We start from the raw sequence: 13,788 nt of genomic DNA, 5'->3' as shown, positions 1-13,788 counted from the left end.
GCGGGGTCCGGCCACGGGAAAATGCCTGGTCGGGAGGGGAACGGCGAACCATACTCGGAAGCGTGTTCCTGACGATCAGTACGACCGGCAACCCGGAGCGTCCCGCGACCGATCTCGGCTTTCTGTTGCACAAGCATCCCGAGCGGGCGCAGACGTTCTCGACCTCGCACGGCACGGCGCACGTCCTCTACCCCGAGGCGAGCGCCGAGCGGTGCACGGCGGCACTTCTCCTGGAGGTGGACCCCGTGGCGCTGGTGCGCCGCGGCAAGGGCAAGGGCCGGGGCGGCGCCCCGGACTCCGCACTCGCCCAGTACGTGAACGACCGGCCCTACGCGGCGTCCTCGCTGCTCGCCGTCGCGCTCGCGAAGGTCTTCAAGACGGCGCTGCACGGCGTCTGCCAGGCGATGCCCGAGCGGGCCGCGGCGGCGCTGCCGCTGCGCGTCGAGGTGCCCGCGCTGCCCGCGCGGGGCGGTGCCGAGCTGGTGCGCAGGCTGTTCGGCCCGCTGGGCTGGGACACGGTGGACGCCGAGCCGGTGGCCCTGGACGGACGGTTCCCCGAGTGGGGTGCCTCCCGCTATGTGCGCCTGGTGCTCGAAGGTGAGCTGCGGCTCGCGGACGCCCTCAACCACCTCTACGTCCTGCTGCCCGTGCTCGACGACGCCAAGCACTACTGGGTCGCGCCCGACGAGGTCGACAAGCTGCTGCGCGCCGGTGACGGCTGGCTCGCCGGTCACCCCGAGCGGACGCTGATCACGGCACGCTATCTGTCCCGCCGCCGGGGCCTGACGCGTGAGGCGGACGAGCGGCTCGAACTCGTGCGGCTCGCCGAGGCCGACGGCCTGGACGTCGACGACGTCGACAACGCGGTCGACGAGTCGACGGACACCGAGGAGCGGCCCGTGCCGCTCGCCGAGCAGCGCCGGGCGGCCATCCTCGCCGCCCTGGAGCGGGCCGAGGCGAGCCGGGTGCTCGATCTCGGGTGTGGTCAGGGCCAGTTGGTGCAGGCGCTGCTCAAGGACACCCGGTTCACGGAGGTCGTCGGAGTCGACGTGTCCGTCCGTGCCCTGACCGTCGCCGCGCGGCGGCTGCGGCTGGAGCGGATGGGGGAGCGGCAGGCGGCCCGCGTGAAGCTGTTGCAGGGCTCCCTCGCGTACACCGACAAGCGGCTGACCGGCTACGACGCGGCGGTGCTCAGCGAGGTCATCGAGCACCTGGACCTGCCGAGGCTGCCGGCCCTGGAGTACGCGGTGTTCGGCTCGGCCCGGCCGCGCACGGTCCTCGTGACCACGCCGAACGTCGAGTACAACGTGCGCTGGGAGTCGCTGCCGGCCGGGCACGTCCGGCACAGCGACCACCGTTTCGAATGGACCCGGGAGGAGTTCCGCGGCTGGGCGGCCTCGGTCGCCGAGCGGTACGGGTACGACGTCGGGTTCACCGCCGTCGGCCCGGACGACCCCGAGGTCGGACCGCCCACCCAGATGGCCGTCTTCACCCGGGCCCAGGAGCAGGACCGGGCCCAGGACCGGGCCCAGGCCCAGGCCCAGGACCGGGCCCAGAACCAGGACCGGGCCCAGGACCAGAAGCGGACCCCGACCCCGACCGCCGCGAAGGAGGAACAGGCATGACCACCGAGACCGTGAACCCGGCCGACACCACCCCGGCCCGCACCTTGCCCGTCACCGACCTGTCCCTCGTTGTCCTCGTCGGTGCCACCGGCTCCGGCAAGTCCACCTTCGCCCGGCGCCACTTCAAGCCGACCGAGATCGTGTCCTCCGACTTCTGCCGGGGGCTCGTCGCCGACGACGAGAACGACCAGTCCGCGAGCAAGGACGCCTTCGACGTCCTGCACTACATCGTGGGCAAGCGCCTCGCGGCCGGGCGGCTCGCCGTCGTCGACGCGACCAACGTGCAGCAGGAGGCGCGGCGTCAGCTCGTCCAGCTGGCCCGCTCGTACGACGTGCTGCCCATCGCGATCGTCCTCGACCTGCCCGAGGAGGTGTGCCGCGGCCGGAACGCCGCACGCCCCGACCGCGCCGACATGCCGGCGCACGTCATCCAGCGCCACCGCCGCGAGCTGCGCCGCTCGCTGCGCGGCCTGGAGCGCGAGGGCTTCCGCAAGGTGCACGTGCTGAAGTCCGTCGAGGAGGTCGACGCCGCCCAGGTCGTCCTGGAGCGCCGCTTCAACGACCTGCGTCACGTCACCGGCCCCTTCGACATCATCGGTGACGTCCATGGCTGCCGCTCCGAGCTGGAGACCCTGCTCGCGAAGCTCGGTTACGTCGACGGGCACCACCCCGAGGGCCGTACGGCGGTCTTCGTCGGCGACCTCGTCGACCGGGGCCCCGACTCGCCGGGCGTCCTGCGCCGGGTGATGGCGATGGTCGCCGCGGGCGACGCCCTCTGCGTCCCCGGCAACCACGAGAACAAGCTGGGCCGCTGGCTCAAGGGCCGGAAGGTCCAGGAGACGCACGGCCTCGCCGAGACCATCGAGCAGCTGGGGCACGAGAGCGAGGAGTTCCGGGCCGAGGTCGGCCGGTTCATCGACGGGCTCGTCAGCCACTACGTCCTCGACGGCGGCAACCTCGTCGTCTGCCATGCCGGCCTGCCGGAGAAGTACCACGGCCGGACGTCGGGGCGGGTGCGCTCGCACGCCCTGTACGGCGACACCACCGGTGAGACCGACGAGTTCGGGCTGCCGGTGCGCTATCCGTGGGCCGAGGAGTACCGGGGCCGGGCCACCGTCGTGTACGGCCACACCCCCGTGCCGAACACCTCCTGGATCAACAACACCCTCTGCCTCGACACCGGAGCCGTCTTCGGCGGGAAGATGACCGCGCTGCGCTGGCCCGAGCGCGAACTCGTCGACGTACCCGCCGAGCGCGTCTGGTACGAGCCTGCCCGGCCGCTCGCGACCGAGGCGCCCGGCGGGCACCAGGGACGCCCCCTGGACCTGGCGGACGTGCACGGCCGGCGGATCGTGGAGACCCGGCATCTGGGCAACGTCGCCGTGCGCGAGGAGAACGCGGCGGCCGCCCTGGAGGTGATGAGCCGGTTCGCGGTCGACCCGCGGCTGCTCACCTATCTGCCGCCGACGATGGCGCCCACCGCCACGTCGAAGGAGGAGGGCTATCTGGAGCACCCGGCCGAGGCCTTCGCCCAGTACCGGGCGGACGGCGTCGAGCGGGTCGTGTGCGAGGAGAAGCACATGGGCTCCCGGGCGGTGGCCCTGGTCTGCCGGGACGCCGACGCGGCCCGCGAGCGCTTCGGCGTGGACGCCGAAGGGGTCACCGGCGCGCTGCACACCCGTACCGGACGGCCCTTCTTCGACGATCCCGCCGTCACCGAGCAGGTGCTCGGCCGGCTGCGGAGGGCGATCGGAGCCGCCGGGCTCTGGGACGAGCTCGACACGGACTGGCTGCTGCTCGACGGCGAGCTGATGCCGTGGTCGCTGAAGTCGGCCGGGCTGCTCCGCGCGCAGTACGCGGCGGTCGGCGCGGCCTCGGGCGCGGTCTTCCCCGGTGCGATCTCCGCGCTCGAACAGGCGGTGGCGCGCGGGGTCGAGGGCATCGACGGGCTGCTCGCGAAGCAGCGGGAGCGGGCGGTGGACGCGGAGGCGTTCACTGAGGCCTACCGCAGGTACTGCTGGCCGACCGAGGGCCTGGAGGGGGTGCGGTTCGCGCCGTTCCAGCTCCTGGGGGCGCGCGGGCGCTCGCTCGCGGCCGTCCCGCACGACGAGCAGCTCGCCTGGCTCGACCGGCTCGTGGAGCACGATCCGACGGGGCTGCTCCAGGTCACCCGGCGGCTCGTCGTCGACACGGGCGACGAGGCCTCGGTCCGGGCCGGGGTCGACTGGTGGCTGGACATGACCGACGCCGGTGGCGAGGGCATGGTCGTCAAGCCGCTGGCCGCACTCGTCCGCGACGGCAAGGGTCGGCTCGGGCAGCCGGGCGTCAAGGTGCGCGGCCGGGAGTACCTGCGGATCATCTACGGCCCCGAGTACACCCGGCCGGAGAACCTGGAGCGGCTGCGACAGCGCTTCCTCGGCCACAAGCGGTCGCTGGCCCTGCGCGAGTACGCGCTGGGCCTCGAAGCCCTCGACCGCCTCGCGGACGGGGAGCCGCTGTGGCGGGTCCACGAGGCCGTGTTCGCGGTCCTGGCCCTGGAATCGGAGCCGGTGGACCCGAGGCTCTGACGGGCGGTGAGGCCCTGCGGCGGTGACGCCGTGGGGCCTTGCGCCGGTGCGCCGGCGAGGGGCGCCCCCGCGCGGTGCGCCGGTGACGCCGTGGGGCCTCGCGGCAGTGCGGCCTCGGCTCCCAGAAGCCCTCGCGGAGATCGCCACCCCCTCGGACGGGTGGGGCTCCGCGAGGGCTTCCGCGTGCGTTCGCCTCGGCTCCGCAGTGCCTTCGCACGGTCTTCGCGAGGTCTTCGCCCGGCCCCGAAGGGGGGCGCAGGGGCGCCGGGCGCGGCGCTCCCCTGCGCCCCCCGTGCCCGTTGACGCATTTCTTCCGCACCCTCTAGCGTTCTTCACCCCATGACGTGACACAGCGTCAACAGTGTGACGTCACACGTCACTTGAGGTGGGAACACGCACACGAATACGCCGGTCGACCATCGGCGGATCGGTCTTCCCCGGAGGGCCCGAGGACGGTACGGGGGTGAGCGCGCGGTGAGTCTCTTCGGCCAGGACCGCTCCTTCCTCCACGCCCTCCCGGCGGCCGACCGGCGCTCCCTGATCGCCGAGGGCGCCCGGCGCGTCTACGAACCCGGGGAGGTGATGATCCGCGAACGCGACACCACCGCCTTCGTCCTCGCGCTCCTCTCCGGCTGGTCCGTCGTCTCCGTGGGCACCGAGCGCGGCTCGCGGCTCATCCTCGCCCTCCGGGGCGCCGGCGAGGTCGTGGGCGACCTCGCCGCAGTCGACCGGCGCCCGCGCAGCGCCAGCGTCACCGCGCTCGGCAGGGTCGAGGCGGTGGCGATCTCCGGCGACCGGTTCCGGCGCTTCCTCGCCGCCCGGCCGCACGCCACCTCGCTGATCATGCGCCAGCTCGCGACCCGGCTGCGGAGCGCCGACGTCGAGCGCCGCGCGCTCGCCTCCGAGACCGTCCTCCAGCGCCTGGCGGCCCGCCTCGTCGAGCTGGCCGAGCGCGCCGGGCGGCGGGCCGAGGCCGGGACCGTACTCGAACTTCCGCTGCCGCAGCACGACCTGGCGGCGGCCATCGGAGCGACCCGGGAGGCGGTGGCCAAGGCGCTGCGCCTGCTGCGGGAGCAGGACGTGGTCCGCACCGCGAACCGCACCGTCGTCGTGATCGACATGCGGGTCCTGGTGCTGCTCGCCGAGGGGCGTGCGCGCCCCGGCGGAGAACCGGCGGACGAATCTCCGCCGGGTGTGTAAACGGCTACATCGCCGGTCGCGGAACGCGGCCAGTCTGGACACGCATCACCACGGCACCAACGGCACCGGGGCAGCACACAGGGAGTCCGAGAGTGAGCAGTGCGGGAGTGAACGGGGAAGTGGGCGGAGACGTGGTCGGAGAGGCGGGTGGCATCCACCGGTTCGTCGTCTTCGGCGACATCTGCGGCTCCGGGACGCTCGACCTGGCCGAGAAGAAACACCAGCGGGCGGCGATGTACGCCGCCTTCGACGACGCGTACAGCTCCGTCGGCGTCGAGCCCGGCACCTTCCACCAGGAGGACCGGGGGGACGGCATCCTCGCCGCCCTGCGCCCCGACGTGCCGCCGACCCTCATGGTCGGCCGGTGGATCGACACGCTGTACGAGAGTCTGCGCGCCCACAACCAGGGCCGGGCGAGGCCGCTGCGGCTGCGGATCGGGATGAACGCGGGGCTCGTGAGCCAGGACCGGCACGGGCTCGTCGGACGCGCGGTGGACCTCGCGGCCCGGCTCTGCGACAGCCCCCCGGCCAAGCGGATCATGAACGAGACCCCGGAGATCGACCTCGTGGTCGTCGTCTCCGACTGGCTGTACGGGAACGTGGTCGCCGAGGGCGGGCGGTACGTCGAGCCGGACCACTACCGGTCGGCGCGCATCCGGTCCAAGGAGACCGACGAGGCGGCCTGGTTCCACGTACCGCGCAGGCCCGCGCCGCCGCTGATCGGGCGCGACGGGGAGCTGCCGCCGGAGGGGGAGCCGGCGCCCGAGGGGGAGCCGGCGGTCGCGGGGGAGCGGCCGCCGGCGGGGGCGGCACGGACCGGCGTTGGGCCGTCGCGGGGGGACGGCCCAACGCCCCGGCCCGTGGGCGGGAACCGTGAGTACCACGTCGGGGGCGACCTCCTCGACATCCACGGCAACACCATCCACGGCGGGTTCACCGGAATCCGCAAGGACTCGGGCCCGCGATCCGGTTCCGGTGCCGGCTCCGGTTCGGGTTCAGGTTCCGGTTCCGGTTCCGGCACGGCCTCCGGGGCGGGTGAGCCGGAGTGAGCGACGAGGACGACGCGCCGCAGGGCGACTCCTCGGACGCCGGGCACGGCCACGGCGACCGGGCCGACGGGCCGGACCGGGGCGGCGATCGCGGCGACCGGGGCTCCGACCGCGGTGGCGGCCGGGGGTCCGACCGGGGTTCCGACCGGGGCTCGGACCGCGGCGGCGACCGCGACCGGGGGGACCGCGACCGGGACGGCGGGTCCGAGCGGGGTGACGGTACCGAGCAGCCCCGCGAGCCGAGCGTCTTCGCGGCCGCCGACCGGGGGCCCCTCGGCGGCGAGAGCGACACCGGCGGGGCCGCCACGGCACGCCGGGCCGTGCGCACCTGGGCGGGCGGCGCCGCCGACCGCCTCACCACCATCCACGGCGACGGCACCGTCTTCGAGGGCAACCAGATCTTCGCCCTCTACGGCTCCGAGCGCACCGCCCACTTCGTCCAGGGACCCGTCCCGCCCGAGACGCTCGACCACCTGGGCCGGGTCTACTGCGCCACCTCCGGCTACCGGCGGATGCGGGACCGGCTCCGCGACCACCGGGTCCTCGTCCTGTGCGGCGAACCCGGCAGCGGCCGCAAGGCCACCGCGCTCGCCCTCCTCGACGAACTGACCGGCGGCAAGGTCTTCCGGCTCGACCCGCGCCACGGCGTCGACGAGATCACCGAGGAGGTCCTCCAGGAGAGCGGCGGCCACCTCCTGGAACTGCCCACCGAGGACGTGCGCGAGGCCGAGGGCGAACCGCGCGCCGCGCGCTCCGGCCGCGGCGAACACACCGCCGTCGCCCGCCGTCCCGCCACCCGGCTCTCCGAACTGCACCTGGACCGCTTCGGCGACCTGTTGCGCGGCCGGGACGCCTACGGGGTCGTCCTCGTCGAGAACGGGGAGCTCGCCGACCGGCTGCTGCGCGGCCGGTACGGGATGTACTGCGCGCCGCCGCCGGCCGACGAGGTCCTCCACCGCCACCTCTGGAACGAGCTGCGCACCGAGTCCGACCAGGCCCTCGGTGCCGCCCGGGCACGCGGCGCGCGGCGGGACGTGGTCGAGGCCCTCGGCCTTGAGGAGCTGCGGCCCCGCGAGGCGGCTCGGCTCGCCGACCACCTCGCCCGGCACTGGCGCGGCGAGGTGACCGACGAGGAACTCCTGGCCGAATGCTCCTCCTTCGTACGCTCCCAGGCGCGCGAGTGGTTCGCGGGCGCCGACCGTCCGGGCGCCGTCCCCGAGGCCCTCCCGGCTCTGAACGCCGGCGCGTTCCGTATCGCCGTCGCCGTGTTCAACGGCTCCGCGTACAGCCTCGCCGCCGAGGCCGCCGAACTCCTCGCCTGGGAACTCGCGGTCACCCTCGACCCCGAACACCCTCCGGGGCGACGCCTGTTCGGGACGCACGCCGAGCACCGGCCAGTGCAGGCGCGGGCCGTCCTGGAGGACGGCGAACTGGACCTCGGCCCGGCCAAGGTGCCCGTGCGGGCCGTGCGCTTCCAGGGCGAGGCGCTCGCCGGAGCCGTACTCGGTGAGATCTGGCACGGCTACCACAACGTCCGCGGCCCGGTCGCCCGTTGGCTGCGCGCGCTGTGCGACGACCCGCGCCCCGAGGTATGGGTGCGGGCCTCCATCGCGGCCGGGGTCCTCTGCTCCTGGGACTGGATCCACGGCTTCCGCGAGCTGGTGGTGCCGCTCGCCGTGACCGACGATCCGGTCGCCCGCATGGCCGCCGCCACCGCGCTCGCCGAGTCCGCGCGCGACCCGCGCGTCCGGCCCGCCGTCGCCGACGTCCTCAAGAACTGGGCCGCGTCCGACGACGAGATGCTCGTCAGGACCGCCCTGCTCGCCCACGGCTATGTGCTGGCCGCCGGCGGCGTCTCCGGTTCGCTCGACGCGATCGCCCGGGTCGTCAGGGCCCGTGAGGCGACCGACGTCGAGGTCCTCGTGCCCGCCGCGTTCAGCGTGGCGCGGCTGCTCGCCTGCGGCGAACCCGCGCCCGTGCTCCGACGGCTCCGGCAGTGGCTGGAGGACGGCCGGCTCAACCTCGCCAACCTCGTCCACCTCGCCGTCATCCGTGCCCTGAGCACCCGGACCACCCATCTGTGGGGGCTGCGGGAGGTCCCGGAGCTGGACGGGCACGCGGCCCGCCCGCTGCTGCTCGCGCTGCTCGCGACCCGGCCCGGGCTCGCCCCCGAACTGGCCGCGCTGCTGCGGTCCACGCTCACCACCGCCCGCTCGGGGGAGTCGGCCCTCGAAGCGCTCGGCGGGATGCTCCGGCGGGCCGCGAAGGACCCGGAGTCGCTCGGGCTCGTCTGCGCCTTCCTGCCGCGCCTCGCGGTGGACCGGCGCGACCGGGACCGGCTCAGGGGCCTGCTGAACGAACTGGTCCGGGACCGTGACCGGCCCCTGGACAGAGGCGCGGCGCGCCGGATGTGGGACGCCGTGACGGAAGGAGCGAACCGATGACCGGGCCCGAGCAGGACAGGAACCCCCGGCCCGACGAGCGGACGCGCTGGGTCGATAGGGACCGCGACGGCCGCGGCCGCGAAGGCGGGGGACGGGACGAGCGGGCGCGCGACGAGCGGGTCGGGGCCGAGCAGGCCCGTGACGAGCGGGCCCGTCCCGCCCGCGACCGGGACGATCGGGAGCGTCAGGGGTACACGGGGCAGCGAGGCGACGGGCGGCGGGGCGGCGGACAGCAGCACGGCGGGCAGCGGTACGGCGGACAGAACGGCGGCGGCCGGCACGCCGGCGGCCGGGACGAGGACGAGGACCTGGACATGGACCCGGACGAGGAGCTGGACCGAGAGCGGCAGCAGCGGCAGGGCGGGGGGCGCGTCCGGGGACAGGGCGGGCGCTGGAGCGGGGACGGCGGCGGGTCCGGTGCGGGGTCCCGCTCCGGCGAGCGCCCGCGCGGTCCGCTGATCGCCGAGTACGCACCCCCGTACCGCCGCAGGAGCGGCAAGGTCGCGGCGGTGCTCCTCTACCGCAACGGCGGCCACCGGGTGGTCTGGCCGGACCGCGTGGAGGACGTCAACAAGCCGATGCTCGGCTCCGCCTACACCGTCTTCGAAGTACAACTCGGGCGCAACGTGACCGAGTTCAGGCTCCAGTTGCCCGCCGCCGGCGACGGCGTCTTCTTCGAGGCCGTCGCCAGGGTCCAGTGGGTGGTGACCGACCCCCACCTCGTCGTCCGCGAACAGGTCGAGGACGTCGCCGAGTTGCTGCACGACGAGCTGCTCGACGGGCTGCGCAGGATCTCCCGGCGGTTCCGGATCACCGAGGCGCAGCGCGCCGACGAGGCCGTACGCGAGGAACTGAGCACCGGACGCCTCAGGTTCGGCGCGGACATCGGGCTGCGGACCCGCGTCCATGTCTTCGTCGACCTCGACGACTCCGTCAAGGCCGAGGTCTCGCGCCGGGACCGGGTCGGCGTCACCATGGAGGCCGACGAGCGCGTCGCCGAGGCCGAGCGGCGCAGGGAGGCCGCCGAGCGGGCCCTGGTCGCCGACCGGGCCCGCGAGATGGAGGCCCTCTTCCGGCGCGGCGACCTCGCCCAGATCGCCCACCACATGGCGATGCACCCCGACAAGCAGTGGGAGATCCGCACCCAGCTCCAGCGCGAGCGGCGCGAGAGCCAGGAGGACTACCTGGCCGTCTTCAACCGGCTCCTCGACACCGGAGTCCTGGAACGGCACGACATCGGCGAGCAGATGTACCAGGTGCTCATGTACCTGCGGACGCAGACCGGCACCGTCCTCGGCGGCATCACCGACCGGGTGCTCAACCCCTCGGGCAACCCCCCGCCGCACCGCCTCGCCCTGGAGGACGCGGCGCCGGAGCCGAACCGCCCCGACTGGTACGAGGAACAGGACCACGGGGACGCCCCGCCCCCCGGCGGGCCCCGCGTCTACGAGCCGACCCGCGTCGAGTCCGGCTCCGAGCGCGAACGGGAGCGGGGCAGGGCGCGGGAGAGGGGCCGCGACGACGACCGCGAGCGCGCCCGCTCGCGGGACCGGCACGACGACGGCTACGACGACGGACACGACCGGTACGAGGACGGTGACCCGTACCGGCGGAGCGACGCCTACGAGCGCAACGACCGGTACGACCGCGACGACCCCTACGACAGGGACGGGCGCGACCGCGCCCGGCGGCCGGCCCGGCCGGCCCGGCCCAGTTCCGAGTTCAACGACTGGGACGACGAGTGACGACCGCGCCGGGGCGCGGGCAGGACCCGACACGGGCGACGGCGCCCACCGCGCAGGACTCGGCGCCGGGACCTGTGCCGGACCCCGCGCCGGACTCCGCGCCGAGCCAGGACCCGGCCCGGACCGCGGCGCCGGGGCCCACGCCCGTACCCGCGCCGGGGCCCACGCCCGTACCCCCGCCCGTGCCGGGCCCCACGTCCGTACCCGTACCCGTGCCCGCGCCCCTCCCCGTACCCGCCGAGGAGCTCAGGTTCATGGCCGAACGGCTGCTCGCCACCGTCCGGGAGGACATCGGCAGGGCCGACACCAAGGCCGCGATCCTGCTCTCCGGCGCCCTCGCCTTCCTGGCGGTCGTCTTCTCCGGAGACCGCGCCCTCCTGCCCGACTCCGGACCCGGGCTCGTCCTCCTGCTCCTCGCGGGCGCGCTCTGGACATCCGGTGTCCTGATGCTCGTCTCGGTGGTGCTGCCCCGCACCAGGATCGGCGCCGACCGCACCTTCCTGCGCGAGCTGACGGGCGGACCGTCGGTGACCGCGCTGCGCGAGCGGCTCGCCGCACCCGGCGCGGACGCCACCGGCTGGCTCCTCGAACAGGCCAGCGTGCACGGCCTCGTGCTCGCGGCGAAGTACCGGTGGCTGCGTCTGGGCGTGTCCGCGCTCGCGCTCGGCGCCCTTCTGGCCCTCTTCAGTGAACTGTGGTGAGAGAGAACATGCAGTGGACCAACAAGAGGGGCGCCCTGCTCCTCGCCGGAGCGCTCCTCGCGCTCGCCGGCCCGCTCGCGGCGACCACCGCCACGGGAGCGCCCGGCGTCTCCGGGGCGCGGGGGGTCCCCCGTACCGCTCCCGCCGCTCCCGCCGACCCCGCGGAAGGACCCGACCCCATCGACTTCGCGGTCGTCGTCGACCAGTCGGCGAGCCTCGCCGACAAGGACCTGGCGCGGGAGACCGAGGCGGCGGCGCTGCTCGTCCAGGGCGAGATTTCGGAGCGTTCCCGGGCGGCCGTCATCGGCTTCGGCAGCTCGGAGAAGCGCGGCCAGTCGCCCGTACAGGACGTGTGCCAGCTCACCGTCGCCGACGCGGCGGGCCGTGAGCGACTCAGCGACTGCGTCCAGGAGCTGGGGCGCCGCGACACGGCCCGGATGGGCCCCGGCACCGACTTCCCGGCCGCCGTCCGGCAGGCCGTCACCCGCCTCACCGGAGCCGCGGCCGGACCCGGCACAGGCACCGGAACTGGCACCGGAACCGGAACCGGCACCGGCACCGGCGGAGCCAAGAAGCCCGGTACCCCCAAGGTCGTCTTCCTGCTCACCGACGGCAAGCTCGACGTCGCCGACAGCCCCGAGTACGGCACCGACCGGGAGAGCCGCCAGTCCAACGGGGAGAAGCGGCTCGTCGAGGAGCTCGCCCGCGCCCGGGCGGCCGGCGTCCAGATCTGGCCCCTCGGCTTCGGCGGCGAGCTCGACCGTGCCGCCCTCACCGCGATGGCCGAGGGCGGCTACCGCGGCGCCTGCTCCGAGATCCCCGGCTCCGCCCCGCGCATGCGGGTCGTCGACACCTCCGCCGAGATCGACAAGGCGCTCCAGGAGACCTTCGCCGCCGCCCGCTGCGCCCAGATCGCGCACGGCACCGCGGGCAAGCCGCCCGCCGACCTGACCGTCACCATCCCGCCCATCGCCACCGACGGCTCCCTCACGGTCGCCAAGCACGACCCCAAGGTGCAGGTCACCTACTTCGACCCGGCCGGCCGCAAGGTGCCCGTCCGGGGCGAGTTCGACGGCTCCTCCTTCGAGGTCAGCGGAGCGAACGGCCCGGTCGAGGCCCTGCGGGTGAAGAACCCGCTGCCCGGCGCCTGGCGGGTGCACATCGAGGCCCCGCCCGGCCACGGCGACCGCGAGGTCGCCGTCCGGGCGATCTGGCAGGGCCGGCTGCGTTCCGCCGTCGTCCTCGATCCGGCGTCCCCGCGCGCCGGGGAGCAGGTCAAGGTCGAGGTGCAGATGCAGACCCGGCGCGGCGTCGTCATCACCGACCCGCGCCAGCTGGCCGGCCTCTCGGTCGCGGCCGACCTGAGCGGCGAGGGATTCGAACCCGTCAGCTTCCGGCTCGGCGACGACGGCAAGGCCCCCGACGCCAAGGCCGGCGACGTCCGGTTCACCGGCACGCTCACCGTCCCCGCGGGCGCCACCGGCGCCCTGGAGCTCGTCACCCGCATGGAGGCGCCCGGGATCACCTCCGACCGGCGCCCGCTGCACGCCGTCGTGGCCAAGGGCGCGCCGCTCGTGACCGCCGCCCTCACCGTCGACAGTGCCACCGTGCACCCCGGTGCCACCGTGCGCGGCACCCTCGACGTCACCAACAACGACTCCGCGCCGCACACCCTGCGGCTGGGACTCGCGGACCAGACGCCGGGCGCCGAGCTCGTCGTCGCCCCGGCGACCGTCACGGCCCCGCCGAACGGCAGCACCCGGATCCCCTTCACCGTCGCCGTCGGGAAGAGCACGCCCTTCGGCGCGCTCGGCGGCCAGATCACCGTGGTGGACACCGCGCACGGCGACCGCACCCTGCGCGGCGCGCTCCTGAACGTCCGGGTGGTGGAGCCGCCGACCTGGTGGGAACGCTGGTGGAAGGCGGTGATCGGCGGGGTCGTGCTCGTCCTCCTCGTGGGCACCTTCGTCGGCATCCGGCTCTTCTTCCGGCGCCGCCGCCGCGACCTCACCGGCGTCACGCTCGAACTCTGCCAGGACGGGCGGTCGCTCGACACGCTGACCGTCCGCCGCGGGCAGAGCCCCGGCGGCGTCTTCGCCTTCACCGTCGACGAACCGTACGGGGCCCCGGCCACCCTCCGGCGCGTCCCCGGCGGCGGCGGATCCTCCGCCCATGTGCTGCGCAGCACCGGCGCGGGCGAGCTGCTGCTGCGCCCCCGCGGCGGCGCGCAGGTTCCCGTGCGGACCGGCGAGCCGGCCGGGCTCGGCGACCACGAGCTGGTGGTACGGGGCGGCCGCCCGGCGCCGGCCCGCGGCCGGGGCACACCGTGGTCCCGTCGCCCCCGCCGTACCGGAGGCGGCGACACGGGCGAGGGTTCCGGCCGCCTCACCGGCCCGGGCGCGGACGGCTCTTCCGACGCGAGCGCATACGACGTCAACTTCTGAACGGGTTCCGAGG

At 74.8% G+C, this 13,788-nt stretch carries 8 protein-coding genes; all 8 read left to right on the top strand.

Annotated elements, in window-relative coordinates; all coding sequences use genetic code 11:
- Positions 1-62: 62 nt before the first annotated feature.
- The 8 genes from ACIP8Z_RS29265 (at position 63) to ACIP8Z_RS29230 (ending at position 13,775) form a co-directional block, all read left to right on the top strand.
- The gene (locus ACIP8Z_RS29265; protein ID WP_402088691.1) at positions 63-1,625 is read left to right on the top strand and encodes a 3' terminal RNA ribose 2'-O-methyltransferase Hen1; all 1,563 of its coding nucleotides are present in this window, start codon (positions 63-65) and stop codon (positions 1,623-1,625) included.
- Entirely contained in the window at positions 1,622-4,192 is a 2,571-nt protein-coding gene (locus ACIP8Z_RS29260; RefSeq protein ID WP_402088688.1) for a polynucleotide kinase-phosphatase, read from the top strand. Before ACIP8Z_RS29265 ends, ACIP8Z_RS29260 begins: the two co-directional genes overlap by 4 nt.
- A 474-nt stretch (positions 4,193-4,666) precedes the next feature.
- Positions 4,667-5,392, top strand: a complete 726-nt coding sequence (locus tag ACIP8Z_RS29255) for a Crp/Fnr family transcriptional regulator (protein ID WP_030322889.1) — start codon at positions 4,667-4,669, stop codon at positions 5,390-5,392.
- A 92-nt stretch (positions 5,393-5,484) separates the two neighbouring features.
- On the top strand, positions 5,485-6,441 hold the full coding sequence (locus ACIP8Z_RS29250) for a hypothetical protein (RefSeq protein ID WP_402088685.1): 957 nt from the start codon (positions 5,485-5,487) through the stop codon (positions 6,439-6,441).
- Entirely contained in the window at positions 6,438-8,885 is a 2,448-nt protein-coding gene (locus tag ACIP8Z_RS29245; protein ID WP_402088683.1) for a hypothetical protein, read from the top strand. Before ACIP8Z_RS29250 ends, ACIP8Z_RS29245 begins: the two co-directional genes overlap by 4 nt.
- The gene (locus tag ACIP8Z_RS29240) at positions 8,882-10,630 is read left to right on the top strand and encodes a hypothetical protein (protein ID WP_402088680.1); all 1,749 of its coding nucleotides are present in this window, start codon (positions 8,882-8,884) and stop codon (positions 10,628-10,630) included. The genes ACIP8Z_RS29245 and ACIP8Z_RS29240 overlap by 4 nt, the downstream gene beginning before the upstream one ends.
- A gap of 254 nt (positions 10,631-10,884) precedes the next feature.
- The gene (locus tag ACIP8Z_RS29235; protein WP_402088677.1) at positions 10,885-11,331 is read left to right on the top strand and encodes a Pycsar system effector family protein; all 447 of its coding nucleotides are present in this window, start codon (positions 10,885-10,887) and stop codon (positions 11,329-11,331) included.
- Between the two features lie 8 nt (positions 11,332-11,339).
- Positions 11,340-13,775, top strand: coding sequence for a VWA domain-containing protein (locus ACIP8Z_RS29230; RefSeq protein ID WP_402088674.1), 2,436 nt, complete (start codon positions 11,340-11,342; stop codon positions 13,773-13,775).
- The last annotated feature ends 13 nt before the right edge of the window (positions 13,776-13,788 follow it).

The organism is Streptomyces sp. NPDC088553 (assembly GCF_044752965.1).
In the GTDB taxonomy this organism is placed as follows: domain Bacteria; phylum Actinomycetota; class Actinomycetes; order Streptomycetales; family Streptomycetaceae; genus Streptomyces.
The sequence above is the reverse complement of the archived record's forward strand: the minus strand, read 5'-3'. Positions and strand labels throughout refer to the sequence as shown.

Coding starts and splice junctions, on each gene's coding strand:
- ACIP8Z_RS29230 (WP_402088674.1), top strand. CDS start 11,340: ATGCAGTGGACCAACAAGAGGGGCGCCCTGCTCCTCGCCGGAGCGCTC.
- ACIP8Z_RS29235 (WP_402088677.1), top strand. CDS start 10,885: ATGGCCGAACGGCTGCTCGCCACCGTCCGGGAGGACATCGGCAGGGCC.
- ACIP8Z_RS29260 (WP_402088688.1), top strand. CDS start 1,622: ATGACCACCGAGACCGTGAACCCGGCCGACACCACCCCGGCCCGCACC.
- ACIP8Z_RS29240 (WP_402088680.1), top strand. CDS start 8,882: ATGACCGGGCCCGAGCAGGACAGGAACCCCCGGCCCGACGAGCGGACG.